The sequence below is a fragment of the Leifsonia sp. 10N434 genome (assembly GCF_056394405.1).
The window spans coordinates 1,120,009-1,138,002 of the sequence record NZ_JBFTHV010000001.1 but is presented as its reverse complement, the minus strand read 5'-3'; the positions used below and the strand labels follow the sequence as shown (position 1 = coordinate 1,138,002).

At 69.1% G+C, this 17,994-nt stretch carries 16 protein-coding genes; 1 reads left to right on the top strand and 15 read right to left on the bottom strand.

Annotation, left to right across the window (positions count from 1 at the left end; genetic code table 11):
- The 13 genes from AC1DB1_RS05625 to AC1DB1_RS05565 all read right to left on the bottom strand — a co-directional run.
- Window positions 1-1,152, bottom strand: a 1,152-nt coding sequence (locus tag AC1DB1_RS05625) for an ABC transporter substrate-binding protein (protein ID WP_477200058.1), incomplete at its 3' end; no start/stop codon positions are given.
- A gap of 148 nt (window positions 1,153-1,300) precedes the next feature.
- Window positions 1,301-2,758, bottom strand: coding sequence for an FAD-dependent oxidoreductase (locus AC1DB1_RS05620; protein WP_477200057.1), 1,458 nt, complete (start codon window positions 2,756-2,758; stop codon window positions 1,301-1,303).
- Between the two features lies 1 nt (window position 2,759).
- Complete coding sequence (locus AC1DB1_RS05615) at window positions 2,760-3,041, bottom strand: (2Fe-2S)-binding protein (protein ID WP_271177466.1); 282 nt, start codon at window positions 3,039-3,041, stop codon at window positions 2,760-2,762.
- Complete coding sequence (locus tag AC1DB1_RS05610; RefSeq protein WP_271177467.1) at window positions 3,034-4,236, bottom strand: NAD(P)/FAD-dependent oxidoreductase; 1,203 nt, start codon at window positions 4,234-4,236, stop codon at window positions 3,034-3,036. The genes AC1DB1_RS05615 and AC1DB1_RS05610 overlap by 8 nt, the downstream gene beginning before the upstream one ends.
- Window positions 4,233-5,165, bottom strand: a complete 933-nt coding sequence (locus tag AC1DB1_RS05605) for a dihydrodipicolinate synthase family protein (protein WP_271177468.1) — start codon at window positions 5,163-5,165, stop codon at window positions 4,233-4,235. The genes AC1DB1_RS05610 and AC1DB1_RS05605 overlap by 4 nt, the downstream gene beginning before the upstream one ends.
- Window positions 5,162-5,614, bottom strand: a complete 453-nt coding sequence (locus AC1DB1_RS05600; RefSeq protein ID WP_477200056.1) for a nuclear transport factor 2 family protein — start codon at window positions 5,612-5,614, stop codon at window positions 5,162-5,164. The genes AC1DB1_RS05605 and AC1DB1_RS05600 overlap by 4 nt, the downstream gene beginning before the upstream one ends.
- 2 nt (window positions 5,615-5,616) lie before the next feature.
- Window positions 5,617-7,311, bottom strand: a complete 1,695-nt coding sequence (locus AC1DB1_RS05595; protein ID WP_477200055.1) for a DUF885 domain-containing protein — start codon at window positions 7,309-7,311, stop codon at window positions 5,617-5,619.
- Window positions 7,308-8,555, bottom strand: a complete 1,248-nt coding sequence (locus AC1DB1_RS05590) for an amidohydrolase family protein (protein WP_271177471.1) — start codon at window positions 8,553-8,555, stop codon at window positions 7,308-7,310. Before AC1DB1_RS05590 ends, AC1DB1_RS05595 begins: the two co-directional genes overlap by 4 nt.
- Window positions 8,545-9,378 carry an ABC transporter ATP-binding protein gene (locus tag AC1DB1_RS05585; RefSeq protein ID WP_477200054.1) on the bottom strand — a complete coding sequence of 278 codons (834 nt, stop codon included), beginning with the start codon at window positions 9,376-9,378 and terminating at the stop codon, window positions 8,545-8,547. The genes AC1DB1_RS05590 and AC1DB1_RS05585 overlap by 11 nt, the downstream gene beginning before the upstream one ends.
- Window positions 9,378-10,193, bottom strand: a complete 816-nt coding sequence (locus tag AC1DB1_RS05580) for an ABC transporter ATP-binding protein (RefSeq protein WP_477200053.1) — start codon at window positions 10,191-10,193, stop codon at window positions 9,378-9,380. Before AC1DB1_RS05580 ends, AC1DB1_RS05585 begins: the two co-directional genes overlap by 1 nt.
- Window positions 10,194-10,201: 8 nt before the next feature.
- Entirely contained in the window at window positions 10,202-11,107 is a 906-nt protein-coding gene (locus AC1DB1_RS05575; protein ID WP_271177474.1) for an ABC transporter permease, read from the bottom strand.
- On the bottom strand, window positions 11,104-12,126 hold the full coding sequence (locus AC1DB1_RS05570; protein ID WP_271177475.1) for an ABC transporter permease: 1,023 nt from the start codon (window positions 12,124-12,126) through the stop codon (window positions 11,104-11,106). The genes AC1DB1_RS05575 and AC1DB1_RS05570 overlap by 4 nt, the downstream gene beginning before the upstream one ends.
- Window positions 12,127-12,250: 124 nt before the next feature.
- A complete protein-coding gene (locus AC1DB1_RS05565) occupies window positions 12,251-13,846 on the bottom strand; it encodes an ABC transporter substrate-binding protein (RefSeq protein ID WP_477200052.1) in 1,596 nt (531 codons plus the stop codon).
- A 165-nt stretch (window positions 13,847-14,011) separates the two neighbouring features.
- Here AC1DB1_RS05565 and AC1DB1_RS05560 point away from each other — a divergent pair, with 165 nt between their 5' ends.
- A complete protein-coding gene (locus AC1DB1_RS05560; protein ID WP_271177477.1) occupies window positions 14,012-14,548 on the top strand; it encodes a cupin domain-containing protein in 537 nt (178 codons plus the stop codon).
- A gap of 114 nt (window positions 14,549-14,662) precedes the next feature.
- Here AC1DB1_RS05560 and AC1DB1_RS05555 read toward each other — a convergent pair whose 3' ends face one another.
- Both AC1DB1_RS05555 and AC1DB1_RS05550 read right to left on the bottom strand, forming a co-directional pair.
- A complete protein-coding gene (locus AC1DB1_RS05555) occupies window positions 14,663-15,850 on the bottom strand; it encodes an SGNH/GDSL hydrolase family protein (protein ID WP_477200051.1) in 1,188 nt (395 codons plus the stop codon).
- Entirely contained in the window at window positions 15,847-17,985 is a 2,139-nt protein-coding gene (locus AC1DB1_RS05550; RefSeq protein WP_477200050.1) for a glucosidase family protein, read from the bottom strand. Before AC1DB1_RS05550 ends, AC1DB1_RS05555 begins: the two co-directional genes overlap by 4 nt.
- Window positions 17,986-17,994 lie beyond the last annotated feature (9 nt).

Genomic DNA, 17,994 nt, shown 5'->3' with positions numbered 1-17,994 from the left:
GTCGAGGATCTGCTGACGCGGGATCGTCTTCAGGAACGCCTCACGGACCTTCGCGTCGGCGAACACCTTCGAACCGAAGTTCAGGTCGAGGTGGTCGTAGGACACCTGGTCGCCGGTCAGCACCTTCGCGCTGGTCTGCTTCAGAGCCGTCAACGTGTCAGCCGACGCCTGCGGGTTGATGATGTCGACCTCACCGTTCTGCARAGCGGTGACCTGAGCGTTCGCGTCCGGGATGATCCGGAACACGATCTTGTCCACATTCGGCTTCATGCCRCCGTTGTAGTACTTGTTCTKCGACATCGTGATCGACTGACCCGGCGTCCACGCCGACACGTAGAACGCGCCGGARGAAACCACSAGRTCCTTRTCGGTCGGGTACGCGGTGATGTCGTAGCCGGTGTTGACGAAGTCAGCAGCCTTCTTCAGCGTCGCGTCCGGGGCGGCCGGAGCAGCCTTGTCACCCTTCGGCAGACCCTTCAGCAGCTTCGTCAGRTCAGCAGCCGACGACAGGCCGGCCTTCTTCGCCACGATGTGCGCCGGCTGCGCGATCGGGTTGAACAGCTCCCAGTCCACGAACGGCTTCGCGTACTTCAAGGTGATCGTCTGGTTGTCRTCGCTGACCTCGGGGTACGCGGTCTGGTCGATGCCAGCCGTACCGGCAGCAGGCGTGAAGTACTGGGTCCCCTGCAGGACCTTGCCCGTGTTCTGGTCCAGCGTCGCCGAGTCGTAATACCCGGACTGCATCGCCCAACCGAGGACCATGTCATCAGCAGTGATGGGCTGGCCGTCGGACCACTTGTCCGCCTTGTTCAGCGTGTACTTCACCGTCAGCGGGTCATCCGAGGTCTTCTCGAACTTGCCGAACGTGTTGTCGTGAACGATCTTGAAGTTGTCATCGATGTACTGGAAACCCGAACCATACGAGCCATCCAGGTAACCGACCTGACCGTTGGTGTCCACGTTGCCCTGCGGCGTCGATGGGTTCAGCGACGTCAAATCGTTGACGACCGCGACCGACACCGTGCCGCCCTTCGACGCCGACGGAGTCGACGAGCTACCGGACGTGGTGCAGGCAGACAACGCGAGAGCTGCGACGCCCGCGAGAGCGACCGCGCTGACCGCGTACCTGACCTTACTTCCCTTGAAATGCAATGTTCCTCCTGCTGTGAAGTGCGCGATGATGCGCCGATGCGCTGACCGCGTTGGACAAAAGTGACCCCGGGAGCGCACGCGCGCGGCGAACCGCGACTGCTGGCTGATTCGGGGGTGGGGACGATGGATATCGGGTGTTCGTCCGAGATCAGTTTTGCACTGACTCCTCCTCTCCCAGCGCGGAGAACGCGCTCAGCGGCACGGGTTTGACCGGCACGTGGGCGGAGAAGTGGCCGACCTGATCGATCGAGCGACCGCTGCGGGCACCGACGATGGCGGCGACCGCCGTCTCGCAATAGCGGCCCTGGCACGGTCCCATGCCGCTGCGGCATTCGAGTTTCACGGCGCTGGCCGTGTCGAGGTGCGGGTTCTCGTCGAGCACCGTTTCGATGGTGCTCCGGCTGACCAGCTCGCAGCGGCAGACCGTGGTCGCCGGGGTGGCCAGGGCGAGGAGGGCGTCGCGATTCGGCTCGAACATGGTCTCGACGACGCGCGAGAACCGGCGGGCGTTCCGGATGCCCCGGCGGGCGTCGCGCAGACCTAGCGCCATCGAGCCGGCGTCGGCGCGACCGTCCGCCGCCGCCAGGTCGACTGCGATCGCGAGCCCGGCGAGTCGCCCCTCGGCCCTGGACTGTTCGGCCCCGGCGACGCCGGTCGGCTCGCCCGCGACGTACACGCCGGCGATCGAGGTCGCCATCGCCTCGTCGTGCTCGACGATCCAGCCGCCTTTCGCGGAGTCCCAGCGCAGTGCGCAACCGAGTTGCCTCGCGAGCTCGGTCGAAGGCTGGAACCCGTAGCCGACGACCAGCGCATCCGTCGGCACCGTTCGGGACTCTCCGGTCGGGCGCCACTGACGGTCGACCGAGGCGAGCCGCACTGCCGCTACGTGCCCATCGCCCTCTGCCGCGGTCACGATGGTGCGCGTCGAGATGCGCACTCCGGCCCGGAGCAGCCGCGCAACCGACGCCGCCGTCTCGGCGAAGAGTCCGACGTGCCCCGGCACCGCGGGCAGCGCACGGATGGCCTCGCCGAACCCGGGCAGCCCGCGTGCGAAGGCGATCTCGGCGATGTCCGCCCCCGCCGCGCGGAGCTGTTCCGCCACCACGAGCAGAAGCGGATGCGACCCCGCCAGCACCAGGCGCTCGGCGACCAGCAGGCGCTGGCTCTTCGCGAAGCCCTGGACGGCTCCGGCCATCATCACTCCGGGCAGCGTCCAGCCGGGGAAGGCGACGGGGAGGTCGTATGCGCCGGTCGCGATGAGCAGGCGGCGCGCGCGGATCCGTTTCGAGCCGTCCGGGCCGACCATACCGATGCTGAGCGCGGTACTGCCACCCGAGGTCTCGGGGAAGACGCCGAACGCTGTCGCCCCTGACAGCCACTGGATACCGGGATGGGCGTCGGAGGCGGCGAGCAGATCGGCCGCCCACGGGTAGCCGGCGGGAGACGCTGCCGGTCTTCCGCCGAACTCCACGGGAGGCCGGCGGAAGATCTGGCCGCCCGGGCGCTGCTGCTCGTCGATGACCACGACTCGGATGCCCTGCTCCGCAGCGGCGAGGGCGGCCGCGATGCCCGCGGGTCCCGCACCGATCACAGCGAGGTCGTGCATGTCAGTCTCCTTGTCCGGTGCGGATGCTCATCCCGTCGGCCACCGGGGTGAGGCAGGCGCGGGTGAGGGGGATGCCGTCGACGACCACCGAGCAGTCGAAGCAGGTGCCCATGTTGCAGAGCGGCTGCCGCGGCTCGCCGCCGCGGGTCGCGAACGCGGTCACCCCGTCGGCCAGGAGGACGGTGGCGATCGTCTCGCCGGCAAAGCACGCCACCGGCATGCCGTCGACGTCAACGGTGACCGGCTGCTGGCGTTCGCGGGGCAGTCGCCTGCTCTCAGACATGGGCGAGACCTCCGAATCGCAGGGGCTGATAGGGAGCCATCTCGATCGCCGTGCTGCGCCCCTGGGCCAGATCGGTCAGGATGCGCGCGAAGCTCGGACCCAGCGTGAAGGCCGAGCCGCCCGTCGCGACGAAGACACCGGGCCGCCCGGGCACCTCGCCGGCCAGCGGCAGCTGGTCGGGCGTGACGGTGGTCGTGCCGACCCAGGTGCGCAGCACCGGAAGTGACGCCAGACGTGGCACCACGCGCATGGCGGCCAGCGCGTTGCCGGCGACGGACTCCTGGATCAGGTGGGGTCGCGCCGAAAGATCGGGGCGCCCGTCGGCATCGGTGGCGAGTCGCGCCGGCCATCCTCCCCCGACGAGCACGGTTCCGTCGGATGACTGTTTCAGCGACAACCGGGTCCCCGCATGCTGAACGAGGTGCGGGATGAACGAGGGCGTCTTCGCGATGACCGACATCGTGAGCGCCAACGGGATCGTCGACAGGTGCACATCGAGCATCGCTCCGAGCTCCGACGTCCACACGCCGCCGGCGAGCATCACGGTCTGAGCGTGGAACGAGCGCGCCGTGCTGCTCCCATCGGCGTCGACCGACGAGGTCTCGACCCGCCACAGGAGCCCGTCGCGTTCGATCGCTGTGACCTTCGTGCGGGTCAGGATGCTCGCTCCGAGCCGCTTCGCGCCGCGCGCCAGCGCCGGCCCAGCCCGGCGGGTGTCCGCCTTGCCCTCGAGCGGGCAGAAGGCGGCGGCCACCACGGACTCCGACAGGTACGGCGCGATGGAGCGAACCTCGTCGCCGTCGAGGAGGGTCACGTCGAGCCCCCACGACCGCTCGAGCTCGGCCTTCCGTTCGAGAACAGCGGCCTGTTCCGCGTTCTCGGCCAGCATCAGGCCGCCGTTCTGAACCACCCCGACCGACTCCCCGAGCTCGTCGCCGAGACGAGCCCAGTGATCGGCGGCGTCGAGATGCAGCGGCATGGCCTCGGCGGCTTGCCGTGCCGCCTCGAGACCGTGCTCGACCATCCGGTATTCGAGCTGGAAGTGCAGGCTGCCCGCGTTCTGCCCCGACGCGTGCTGGTTGAGCTGATCGCGTTCGAGCAGCACCACGTCCGCTCCGTCGCGAGCGAGCATCCAGGCCAGAGCAGAGCCGAGCAGTCCACCGCCGACGACGACCGAGTCGACGACTGTGCTCACGAGAGTGGAACGGTGTCGACGCCGAGCCCTTCCAGCGTCGAACGCACGATCTGAACCTGGTCGTCCGTGAGCTCGAGCAGGGGACGCCGCACGTAACCGGCGGGCACGCCACGCAGCCGCAGCGCGGTCTTCATGATCGCCTGCGCGTTTCCGAACTGCGCCCCGTAGTCCTGGGTGAACCAGCGCTGCATCACGACGCGGTCCCGCGCCCCGAGGGTCAGCGCCCGGTCACGATCGCCGGCGGCCAGGGCCCGCCAGAAGTCGGGATGATCGGAGCCGAGCGGGGCGCCGGAGCCCATCAAGCCGTCGCCGTGGCCGAGACCGACGAGATCCGCGCCGAGCTCGCTGGTCGGGATGCCGAAGTAGCGCACGCGATCCGCCAGCGCGTAGAGGCCGTTGAGGAAGCCGGCGGTGTCACCCGTCGAGTTCTTGATGGCGACCACGTTCTCGATCTCGGCGAGCTCGGTGAGCAGCTCGGTGTCGAGGTCGACGATGCAGCCGCGCGGCCAGTTGTAGATGCAGATCGGGATGTCCGTCGCATCGGACACCTCCTGATAGAAGGCGACGATCTCGCGCCTCGTCGGCACGATGTACGGCGGAGGGGTGAGGAGGATCCCGTCGAGACCGGCTCGCTCCGCCGCGTGCGCATGACGGATCGCCTCGGCGGCGGTGAAGGCGTTGCAGCCGCCCAGCACCCACATCGACGAGCCGGCGATCCGACCGCCCTGGCGGAACAGCTCCGCGCGCTCCGCCTCGCTCAGACTGAACCATTCCCCGGTGGTCCCGGCGAGCACGACACCGTGCATCCGCTCGGCGGAGAGCCATCCGAGCTGCTGCTCGAACGCGTCGAAATCGAGTTCGCCGTCCCGCGTGAAGGGGGTCGTGATGGCCGGGATGTAGCCGTGCCACTCCACACTGTCGCGGTTCATCGGTTGTCCTCTCCGGCCGGCGCGTCCGCCGGGTTGATATCGGTGGCGTGGTGGTGAACGATCCGCCAGCCGTCGTCGCCGCGGCGGACGACGTCGGTGACACGAACCAGCTCGGTGACCGGCGCGCCCGCGATTGCCCGCACTTCGAGCAGATAGCGGATCACCCCCGTGTCGCCCCAGCGATCGGCGACGACACCCGTCGGCTCGACGAGCGGGAGGGGCGTGGTGCGGTCTTCCGGAGCGATCGCCGGTCCACGCAGCTCGTCGAGCTCGGCGATGCCGTGCAGCAGCCGCGGATCGGCGGTCTCCCACACGGTCACGCCGGGGTCGAGCCGAGCGTCGAACGCCCCGCGATCGGCGAGCTGGGCATAAAGGTCGGCGACGAACCCGTGGAGTTCGTCGACGGACGAATCCGCGGGATCGGTGTACTGCACAGTGGTGCCTTTCATGGTCATCGGTCGGCCAGGAGCGTGGCGCGGAGCGGGCCGAGGCCCATCGGGCCGACGCCCAGGGCGTCGCTGTGGAATCGTTTGAGATCGAAGTCGGCGCCGAGGCGCTCGCGGGACTGCTCGCGGGCGTCGCGCCAGAGCTTGGCGCCGACCTTGAACGCCAGCGCCTGGCCCGGCCAGCCGAAGTACCGGTCGACCTCGAAGATCGCCGTGTGGTCATCCGTCATCGCGAGGTCGCGCAGGAAGGTGCGGGCGAGCTCCGGGGTCCAGGTGGTCGCGTCGGTGAGCGAGTTCACGGGGATCGGTCGGTTCGTGTGCAGCCCCAGATCGGCGACGATGCGCACCGAACGCCAGATCTGGCCGAACACCATGCCGAGACGTTCGGCCGGCGTCCGGATGAGGCCCAGCTCGTCGGCGAGGCCCTCCGCGTAGTGCGCCCAGCCCTCGGCGTACCCGTGCACCTCGCACAGGTAGCGCTGCCACGGGTGCAGTGACGCGTTCGCCCGGTTGATGGCGTGCTCCAGGTGGTGGCCGGGAACGCCCTCGTGGTGCACGCTGGTGACCTCGTGCCAGGTGGCGATCGACGACCTGCCCCGCGGGATGGTCCACACGATCTTGCTCGGGCTGCTTCCGTCGGGCGCGCCGGGCAGGTAGTAGACGACTCCGGAGGCCGCCTCGGTGACGACGCACTCCACCTCGCCGATGTCGGACGGAAGGTCGAAGGCCGCGCCGTCGAGCTGCGCGATGGTCTGGTCGACACGATCGCGCAGCCACGCCGAGATCTCGTCGCGGCCGGAGAGCGCCTGCTCTCCGGTCGCTTCCAGCAGTGCAACGGCGCGGCGGGTGACGTCGGCGTCCACCGGGGTCTGCGTGAGCTCGGAGGCGATACGGCGCGATTCGCCGACGAGGCGCTCCAGTTCGCTCCATCCGTAGGCGTAGATCTCGTCGAGGTCCAGGTCGCTCCCGAGGAAGGCGCGCGAGGTGGCCTGGTAGACCTCTTCGCCCACCGCATCCTGCACGGGCGCGTCGGCGGACAGGTCGGATCTGAGGAACTCTTCGAAGGCGGCGAAGGCCGCACTCGCCTCGGCCGCGAGGCTAGCGAGCCGGGCGGTGCGCGTGGCATCGAGCCCCTCGGTTCGCAGCGATCCGAAGTAGTCCATGCCGTCGGGATCGATCCACGACGCGATCTGGTCGGCGACCACAGCGACCTGGGTCGCACCCGCGACCCCGCCCCCGCTGAACCGACCGCGGGCGCCCTCGTCGCGCGACCATTCGAGCCGTCGACGCAGGTCGGCGAGGGTCGCGGGCACTGCGGCCAGGCGAGCCAGAACGGCATCACCGGCGGCGTCTGCGGTCACCACCGTGTCGTCGAACGCCTCGCGGATGAAATGCACCGGGGTCGCCAACGGGGCGAGGAGGCGCGGCGTGAACCCGGTGTCGAACAGCGACACCTCGCTGTCGAGGCGTTCGATCATCGCGGCGTGCAGGCCACGATCCGCGGGGCTCACCTCACTCGGATCGAGGGCACGGAGCTCTGCGGCGGTCGACTCGTCCAGCGCCCGGCGTGCTTCGGCCCATCCGGGCGTGAAATCGGGCAGGCGGTCCGCCGCCTGCCGGCCGAGCGCCTGTGCGGCGGCCGGCTCATGCGGGGCGAGCGACTCCAGATAGCGGTCGGCGATGGCGCGCACAGCGCTCATCGGGTGGCCTCCTGGTCGTCCCGGTACACGCGGCCGTCTTTCATCACCCAGTCGATTCCACGCAGCGCCGAGACGTCGCTGGTCGGATCGTCGGCCATCGCCACGAAGTCCGCGCGGGCGCCGACCCTGATCGTGCCGAACGACTCGTCGCCGATCAGCTCGGCTGCACGCGACGTCGCCGAGCGCATCACATCGAGGGGCGACATGCCGGCGTCGACCATGAACTCCATCTCGCGAACGGTCGCCGTGGTTCCGTCGAAGCCGGCGGCGGGAGGCATGTCGGTGCCCATGGCGATCTTGACGCCGCTGGCGATGGCGTTCTCCAGGCTCTCCCAGTGCCGGGGTCCTGCCCCCAGCGCCCGCTCCTTCATCCATGCGGGGACGCCCTGCTCATCGAAGAAGTCGGCGCACCGGCTCACCGTGATCGTCGGCACGTACCAGACGCCGTGCTCGGCCATCAGGTCGGTCGTCTCGCGGGTCAGCTCGTAGCCGTGCTCGACGCAGTCGAGGCCGAGCCGGATGGCGCGGTCGAGCGTCGACGACGGGCCGACGTGCGCCGTGACCTTGCGGCCCCAGTCGTGGGCGACCTGGATGACCGCCGCCATCTCGTCGTCGAACAGCTGCGGAGTGTCGATCTGCTCGTGCTCTCCCGCGATGCCGCCGGACACGCACACCTTGATGAGGTCGGCGCCCTCGCGGATCTGGAGCCGCGTGAGCCTGCGGAAGTCGTCGGGTCCATCGCCTTCCAGCGCATCGGACTCCCAGCCGTGGCCTCCCGTGCAGCACAGAGCGTGGCCGGCGGTGAAGATGCGTGGTCCGTCGACCGCTCCGGCGCGCACGCCGCGGCGCAGCGCGAAGTCGAGATAGCGGCTCTCTCCGACGAGTCGAACCGTCGTCACGCCGGCGAGCAGGGTGCGTCTGGCCGAGTCGGCCATCACCAGCAGCAGGTCGCCGTCGGAGCCGCCGGAGACGAGGTCGCCCGCCGTGCCAGGGAGCGCCAGCCCGAAATGCACGTGCATGTTGATCAGCCCGGGCGAGAGCACCCGGCCTCCGAGATCGATGCGGCGGGCATCCGGTGCTGCGGCGCGCACGACGTCCGCCTCCTCACCGAGAGCGACGATCGTCCCCTCCCGGTCGATCTCGATCGCGTGTCCCGTGAGGAGCTCGCCGCTCGTGCCGTCGAACAGGCGGGCGCCGGTCAGCAGCGTTCCGGTCGAGGCGTCGACGATGGTGTCAACCGACATGGGTGTTCCTTTCCTGGATGCCCGCCGACGTCGCGCCTGCGGCCTTCCGGCGTACGGTCTTGGGGCCGATCACCGGGATCGCGGCGATCAGCGTCTTGGTGTAGTCGTGGGTGGGCTCGTTCCAGACGCGCTCCGACGGGCCGCGTTCGACGATCTCACCGGCGTACATCACCGCCGTCTCATCGGCGATGGCGCGCACCAGCGAGAGGTCATGGGAGATGAACAGCATCCCCATGTCGAGTTCGCGTACGAGCCCGGTGAGGAGTGTCACGATCTGGGCCGACGAGAAGGCGTCGAGCGCCGTCACCGGCTCATCGGCGATGACCAGCGACGGGCGGGCACCGAGCGCCCGCGCGATCGCGAGACGCTGGCGCTGGCCGCCCGAGAACTGGTTGGGGTAGCGGCCGCGGCTGTCGGGGTCGAGCCCGACCAGTTGCAGCAACCGGATCGCCTCTGCCGCACGCTCCGGACCGGACAGCGACGTGCGCACGCCGTCGAGCAGCTGGCTGCCGATGGTGCGGCGGGGGCTGAGGGAGGCATACGGGTTCTGGAAGATCATCTGCAGCCCGAGCGCGTCCTTGGCGCGGGCTCGGAGCCGCGAGGCCGCGAGCGGCCGGCCCTCGAACCGCACGGCACCGCTGGTCGGCGCCGCCAACCCGACGGCCACGCGAGCGAGTGACGATTTGCCGCAGCCCGACTCCCCCACCAGTCCGACGATCTGGCCGGGGGCGACAGCGAGGCTGACGCCGCGCACCGCACGCACCGGTTCCTGCCCGCGGCGCTGGTGGGTCACGTGCACGTCATCGATCTCGAGCACGTTCATCAGTAGGTCCCTTCCACGGCCGCCTCGGCCTCTCGCTCCTGGGCGAGCGACTGTGCCCGCGACGCTATCAACGCCTTCGTGTATTCGTGCTCCGGGCGCAGCAGCACGTCCTCCGTCTCACCCGATTCCACCACTGCCCCGTCTTTGAAGACATAGGTGCGGTCGGCGATCGTCGAGAGCACGCCCAGGTCGTGCGTGATGAACAGCACGGACACCCCGGTCTCGTCGCGCAGCCGATCGAACAGCTGCAGGATGCCGGCCTGAACGGTCACGTCGAGTGCCGTCGTCGGCTCATCCGCGATCAGCAGTCGGGGCTCGCAGGCCAGAGCGATGGCGATGGCGGCGCGCTGCCTCATGCCGCCGGAGAACTGGTGCGGGTACGAACGCAGCGCCTTTCGCGGCTCGGCGATCCGCACCTGGTCGAGAAGCTCGACGGCGCGCTCCACGGCCTCCTTCTTACTGATCCCCAGGTGGTACCGCATGTGCTCGGTGATCTGGGTGCCGATCGTGAGCAGTGGATGCAGTGCCGCCGTCGGATCCTGGAAGACCATCGCGATGCGGTTGCCGCGCACATGACCGAGGTCGCGCTCCGCCAGCGTCAGCAGGTTGCGATCCTCGAACGTCACCGCCCCGGAGGTGCGCGCGCCCGTGGGCAGGATGCCGAGGATGGCCGAGGAGGTCATCGTCTTTCCGGAACCGCTCTCGCCCGCGAGTCCGACGATCTCGCCTTCGCCGATGGTCAGGGTGGCGTCGCGCACGACGTCGACGTAACCCGACGACGTCGGAAGCGAGACCCTCAGCGCGTCGATGGTCATCAGCGGCCTCATCGCAGCCTCCCCGTCCGGTTGCGCGGATCCAGGTAGTCCTGGACGCTGTCGCCGAGCATGTTGAACGCGAGCACGATGGTGAGGATCGCGAGCCCGGGGAACAGGCTGATCCACCAGTTCGAGAGGTTCTGCGAGCCGAGCGCGATCATGGCGCCCCATTCCGCCGCCGGCGGGCGCGGGCCGAGGCCCAGGAACGAGAGCGCCGCGAGCATCAGGATCGCGTTGCCGAGCTCGATGGTCGCCATCACCAGTGCCGGGCCGGCGCTGTTCGGGATCACGTCCTTGACGATCGACTTGATCGTGCCCGAACCGAGCAGGTGCCCGGAGACCACGTACTCCTGCTCGCGAACGCTGAGCACCGAGCTCCGGATGATGCGCGCGTACAGCGGCCAGGACACGATCACCAGCGCGAGCACCGCGTTCCCGGTGCTCGGCCCGAAGGCCGCCGTGACGGCCATCGCGAGGATGATCTGCGGGAAGGCCAGCACCAGGTCGGCCAGGCGCATCGCCACCGTGTCGACGGCGCGGCCGAGGTATCCCGCGAGCAGGCCGATGATGCCCCCGACCAGCAGTGAGAGGGCGACGATCACGACCGCGAGCGGCAGCGAGAGCCTGGTGCCCACGATCACCCGGCTGAGCACATCGCGCCCGAGCTCATCGGTACCGAACCAGTGGGCCCCGGTCGGTGGCTGCAGATTGGCGCCGACGGTCTTGAGCGGGTCGTACGGCGCGATCCAGGGCGCGAAGACCGCCAGCAGGGCCCAGATCGCGATGACGGCCATCGAGACGACGGTCCACGGGCGGAGCCAGACGGAGCTGAACTGCGACCGGAGCAGGCGATCGGTACCGGCACGGCGGCCGGCACGCACGAGGGTCTCGGCGGGAGGTGGCATAGCGGTCATTTCGATCCGATCCGGGGGTCGACGACGCTGTACAGCACATCGACGAGCAGGTTGATCAGGGTGTAGACGAGCGCGACGAACAGGGTCACGCCGAGAATCGACTGGAGGTCGAGCGAGAGCGCGCTCTTGTAGGCGTACTGTCCGAGCCCGGGCCAGCTCAGGATCTGCTCGACAAGCACAGCGCCTCCCAGCAGCGACGCCATCGTGAGGCCCGAGACGGTGAGCACCGGGAGCAGGCCGGCACGGAAGACGTGTCGCCAGGTGATGGTGCGACGCGGCAGACCCTTGGCGACAGCGGCGCGGATGTAGTCCGAGTCGAGGACTTCGAGCATGGACGACCGGACGAAGCGCAACAGCCCCGAGATCGTGAGGAACGCCAGGATGGCCACCGGCAGCACGAGGTGCCACGCGGCATCCCAGAACACGTCGAGCTGGCCGGAGAGCAGAGCGTCGACCGTGTACATGCCGGTGATCGTGGGCGGCGGGTCGAAGCTGTTGCTGAGGCGACCGCCGTTGGGCACCCAGCCGAGCACGTAGAAGAAGATGTAGAGCGCGACGAGCGCGAGCCAGAACGGCGGCGTCGACAGGCCGGTGAGCGAGAGCACCCGGATGCCGTTGTCGGTGGCGCTGCCCTTGCGCATCGCCGAGAGGATGCCCAGGCCGACCGCGATCACGATGGCGATGATCATCGCGGGAACGGCGATCTCGATGGTGGCGGGGATGTACTGGCCGAGGTCCTGCACGACCGGACGGTGCGTCTGCTGAGACGTGCCGAGGTCGCCGTGCAGGATGTTCCACAGGTAGCGGCCGTACTGCACGATCAGGGGCTGATCGAGACCCCACTTCTGGCGGAACGCCTCCCGGATGGCCGGGTCGTCGTACGCCTGCTGCGAGAGGTTCGCCGCCGCCGGGTCGCCGGGCACCACGCTCACCAGGATGAACGTGACGACGGTGACACCCCAGAGCAGCACGATCGTCGTGAGCACACGCTTCGCGATCGTCTTCACGAGAGGGGGCATGTCAGGTCTTTCGGGAATCGCGCGCAGGTCGGGGCTGCGCAGAGCGTGTGTGGAACGGAGGAAGGGGGTACGGTGCCGGCGCGCCGCACAGGAGGCTCGCCGGCACCGCGTTCAGGGGGACCGGCTACTTGCTGCTGACCGCAGCGAGGTCGACGGTCCAGCCGGCGGGCGAGTAGACAGCGCCCTTCAGGTTGCCCGCCGCCACGACGATGCCGGAGTTGTTGGCGAGCGGGATGTACGGCGAGGTGGCGTTCATGACCTTCTGCCATTCCTGCATCGCCGCGCTGCGGGCATCCGCGGTGGTGGCCGCCAGCACGGCCTTGCCCGCTGCGACGGCCGACGCGTCGGCGCGTTCGACGGTCCAGCCGGTGCGCAGCGAGGTGCTCGCTCCCGGGGCCATGTTGTTGACCAGCGATGCGGCGACCGGGTAGTTCAGGCTGTTCGGCGAGAACCCGATCTCGTTCTTACCGGCGGACTGCGAGTCGAGGAAGACGTTGATCGGCTGCGGGGTCAGCTCGATGTCGATGCCCGCCTCCTTCGCGTCGGACTGGACCTTGGTGACCACGGTGCCGAGGTCCACGCCGCGGTACGTGATGGCCGGGTAGATGAGCTTGGCCTTGGGGTTGCTGAGACCGGCGCCGGCGAGGAGCGACTTCGCCTGAGCGAGGTCGCGCGTGGGGGCATCCGATTCGGGCAGGGCGCCGGCGAACGCGGGCGGCACGAGACCGGCTGCCGGCGTCGCGTCCTTGCCGAACAGCTTGGCGATGCCCACGTTGTCGATCGACGCGCGCAGTGCCTTGACGAACGCCGGGTTCGAGGTGATCTTCGAGACCGACGGGTCCTGGTTGAGGCTCAGGAAGTACGAGGTGTCGGGAACGCCGGACACCTGCACGGTCGACGGCAGACCCTCCGAGAGCGCACCCGACAGGTCGAGCGCCATCTCGTCGCCTGCCGACTTGGTGATCGTGAGCTTCTGGTTCTGCACGTCCACGTTCTGCAGGACGACCCGGTTGTAGGCGGGAGCCGTGCCCCAGTACTTGGTGTTGGCCTTCAGCACGACCTTCGAGCTGGGGTCGTAGCTGCCGATCGTGTAGGGGCCGGAGCCGATCGAGTGGGTGTCGAGGTAGGTCCCGATCGTGTCGCTCGTCGCGGCATCGGCCGCGTCGGTCGCGCCGTGCTTCTTCGCCTCCGCCGAGTTGAGGATGCCCGTGCTCGGCATCGCCAGGATCGTCGGGACATCCGGGTTGGGGATGTCCGACGTCACCACGACCGTCTTCGCGTCGGTCGAGCTGAATGCGAGTCCGGCGACGGTCTGCGACGCGCTGCCCTTGAGGTTCTGGAGGCGCTTGAGGCTGAAGACGACGTCGTCTGCGGTCAGCTTGCTGCCGTCGGAGAAGGTCACGTCGTCGCGCAGGTGGAACGTGAACGTCTTCGCGTCGGACGAGGAGTCGAACGACGAGGCGAGGTCGGGCTTGATCTTCGAGACGTCGGAGCCGGCGAAGGTGACGAGCGTGTCGTAGATGCTGTGCACCGCGGTCGCACCGGTCTGCTCGTAGACCATTCCGGGGTCCAGCGTCTTCAGCACGAACGAGGTGTCGACCGTCAGGGTCTTCGATCCGCCGCCGGCGGACGAGGAGGTACCCGCGCATGCAGTGAGCGCCATCGGGATCGCGGCGAGACCCGCAACGACCGCGAGCACTCGTTGAGATTTGTTCATCATTCTCGGTCCATACTTCCTTGTGATTTCGGAGAACGCCCGGGGCGATAGAGTTCCTGGACGGCTCAGCTGATGGTGCAGGAGGGCGATTTCCGGCAGCCTAGTTCAAGTACATTGAAATTTGTTAATCTGCATTGAACTTGTTACACAACGAAGGGGACCAACGACGTGTTGGGAGACAGACTCAAGGCACTGCGGCTCGAACGCGGAATGACCCTCAAGCAGCTCGCGGAACTCTCGGGTCTCTCGGTCGGAATGCTCAGCCAGATCGAGAACGGAACCGCCGATCCGAGCCTGGTATCGCTCCGCAAACTCGCCGGTGTCTTCGAGGCCGCGATCTCGTCGCTGTTCACGGATCCCGATGCCCCGCTCGTGCACGTCTCGTCGCCCGACCAGCGGCCGACGCTCGGCACCACCGGCGGAGAATTCTTCTACGAGCGGCTCACCCCCGGCCGTGGCGACCTCGAGATGCTGACGGCAACCATCCCGCCCGGCCTCGCCAGCTCACCGAAGCTGCACGCGCACCCGTCGACGGAATGCGCCTTCGTCATCTCGGGCGAGCTGCTCGTCGAGATCGGCGACACGGAGTACACGCTGGGCGCCGGCCAGTCGATCACGTTCGACTCCCGCCAGGGCCACCGCTACGTGAACGCCTCCGACTCCGAGACCTCCATCGTCATCGCTGTCACCCCGCCCACGCCCTAGCCTCGCCGCGAGAGGTGCGATATGTCGCTCATTCAGCCGAAATGAGCGACATTCGGCACCTCTCGGCTGTTCGCGTGGGCAGCGCCGGCAGCGCCGCCAGCGCGTGCAGCACCCTCAGCGGCGCAACAGGCCGTCCGGCCCGAAGGCGAGCCGCGCGAAGCGCTCACCCATGAGCTGCTGCACGTCGTCGGCCGGGTGCAGATTGTCGGGCATCGGCATCCGGGCGTTGTCGTCCGCACCGTAGAGCCGCAGACCGTCGAGGTAGCGCAGGTTCGGATCGGTGCGGGAGCGCTCGCCGACGATCCGAAGCAGTTCCGCGCGGATCACGGTGAGGCTCAACTTGCCCTCGCGCACCTCCGCGGCGGTGCCGGCCGAGATCGTCCAGAGATCGCTCCGCGTCGGGTCCTGGATCGTCGGGCCGGCCGACTCCTCGACCGGGCCGCAGAAGATGGGCGAGATCACGAGCAGCGGGGCATCCGGATGGCCGTCCCGGATGGTGTCGAGGAAGCCGTGCACGGCCGTGCGGAACACGCGCAACCGCATCTGGTCGCCGTTCACGATGTTGATGCCGACCTTGACGCTGATGACGTCGGCTGGAGCATCCCGCATCGTTCGCGCCGTGAGCTGGTCGAGCATCGCATTGCCCGAGAAGGCGACGCTGGTGAGCTCGACACCGGATGCCCGGGCCGCGGTCACCGGCCAGGTGCGACTGGTGCGCGTCGCGGCATAGCCGTGACTGATCGACGAGCCGTGGTGCAGCCAGCGCAGCGTGGTCACCGGCGCCGGCGGTTCGACCGGGGCATCCGCTCTGAGCGCGAGCAGTTCGACCTCGTCGCTGTACGGCAGCCACAGCTCGACGTCTTTGGCTTCGGCGCCGAGCCCGGTGAAGCGCAGCGTGTCCGCCTCGCCCGCGACCAGGGAGGCGTCGGGCCGCTCGAACGTGAAGACGAAACGGTTGCCCGCCGACGAGGGTTGCGCCTGCACCAGTTCGCCGTCGATCACCAGCTCGTAGAGCGCATCCGGCATCGGCGCCGTCTCGCTCTCGATCATCTTGGTGGCGAGCACGTCGAGTTCGATCACCGTCGCCGTCGTGCGGAACGCGAGACGGATGCCCCCGCTCTGCGACACCGCGGCCAGCATGAAGTCGTCGGGGATCTGCTCCCACTGGGCGGCGCCGAGCCTCCGCGGGAGCAGGCCGCGTGCGGTCCGCTCGACGCGGATGGCGCCGCGGATCTCGACGGCACCGCCCTCGAGCGGCGCGTCGATCAGGATGCCGGGGTCGGTCGCCGCCTCGCGGGTCACTCCTCCTCCACGCGCCCGTCGGCGTGGATCGTGTAGCTGCGTCCGGCCGCCCGATACCCCGTCAGAGTCGCGTCGGGGTCGAGACGCGCGGCGCATCCGTCGGCCGTCACCGTGCCGTCGATGCCGACCCGCGCCCCGAAGACGGACTCCAGGATCATCGCCACCCACGCGCCCGACGACGAGCACGACCAGTCGTTGATGTACGGGAGCTGCGGCGGAGCCTTGCGCGCACCTCCGTTGATCCCGGGCAGGGCCTCCTCCACGAAGTGCGCCTGACCGGCGGGCCCCTGGTTCGTCGAGCGCACCAGACCGTCGAGCCACGGGAGCGCGACGTCCTCGGCACCGAGCGCGATGAGCGAGCGGGCGGCGTCGGCCGGCCACGCCGGGTACGCGCCGTTCCACTGGTGGTCGGGCCGCACGCTGAAGCTCGCATCCGGATCCCACGGCGACAGAGCGCGCATCCAGTTGTCGGTCTGCAGATCGTGCTCGAAGAACCGCACCATCTCCTGCCGGATCCGTGGGTCGAGATCGGCCGCGATCGTGGTGCCGACGATGTTGAAGTCGTAGCAGTGCTTCACCGGGATGCGCGTGCCGTCGGGCTGGCCGGCGGCGAAATGGCCGGTGCCGTCGAGGTAGAGCGCGAGCACGTCGGGCAGCAGGCACTCGGCGTCGGCCCTCAGCCGTTCCGCCCCGTCGGGGTCGCCCAGGCGCTCGCGGAGGTCGGCCGCCGTGCGCAGGTTCCACACGTTCGCGGCGTTGAGGCTCGCCACCTCGTGCGTGTACGAGCTGACGCATTCGAGCAGGTTGTCGATCTCGCCGTAGTCGGCGAGCGCACTCGCGCCGCGCAGCCCCTTCCAGGCGTCCGCCCACTCGACCACGTGGTCGGCGACGGGGGCCGCCTCGCGATCGCCCGCTCCGACGAGTTCCTCGAGGAAGCCGGCGTCTCCGGTGTGCCGCACGTAGTCGTCAACGAGGCGCGTCATGGCGTAGTCGTTGACCGAGTACCACCGGCCGACCGGGTCGCCGGTGAGCGAGGAGGTTCCGAAGTGGGTGTGGATGTCGCTGGCGATCCAATGCAGCAGCTGCCGCCGCATCTCATCCGGATCGAGCATCGAGTGCACGACCGAGCTGAGGCTGTAGTCCCAGATGAAGGTGGTCGTCGCCCAGTAGTGCGGCATCAGGGTGTCGTAGCTGCGGCCGAGGACGTTGCCGTCGAACTCGCGGCGGAACCAGATCACGCCCAGCGCTCCCCACCAGTAGAGGCGGCGGAGGGTCTCCGAGCTCGTGTCCAGCGCAGGCAGATGGCCGGAGTACTCGGTGTTGCCGGGGGTGAAGATCGCTTCGAGCTGGCCGTTCCACATGGTCTCGGCAGCCGTGACGGCCGCGGGAACGTCGGCCGCGACGCGGTCGAACACGGCGACGGCCGCGGCGCGAGTTGTCGCCGTCGCCTGTACGTAGCCGAATCGGCCGGTCGCACCCGGCTCCAGCTCGAGCACCGTCGACAGCTCACCGCCCCGGCCCGCGCCGCCGATGCCGACCTCGAACTCGTCCACCGGGGTCGGGGGCACAGCGCTCTTGGCGATCCGCGCCATCCGGTCGATGCCCTGCACGCTCCACGCGGTCTGCCCGGGCGCCGCGAAGAGCAGCCGGTTGCCGTCGCCATCCACCTCGACCTCGTTGCGTTCGCTGGGCGACTCCGCGTCGCCCCACGACCCGTCGGCACGAGTCACCCGGGCGTTGACCGCCAGGGTGAGCGTCACCGATCGAGCGGCCCCGCCCCGGTTCGTCACGCGCACGTCGACCGCGACCGCCGTCTCGCCGGGCACGCACACCGTGGTCGTCTCGATGTCGAGGTCGCCGACCGACGCACTGCGCACGACGCGATCAGGCCGCCACGCGTGCGCGATCGGGATGCCGTACGACTCGAACACGCGACCGTCGACGAACAGCGCCCCGGTCTGCGCGAGGCCCTGCGAGACCGGAGGGAAGGTCACCGCCTGCAGCGACACGAGGTCGTGCCCGACGACCGTCGTGCCGAGGAAGTTGGTGAGCCCGGGAGGTGCGATCAGGTCGTCGTAGTGGTGGGTGATCACGTCGGCGGCGAGGTCGTCGACCGTCGGGATGGTGCGGGGCATGGATGCTCC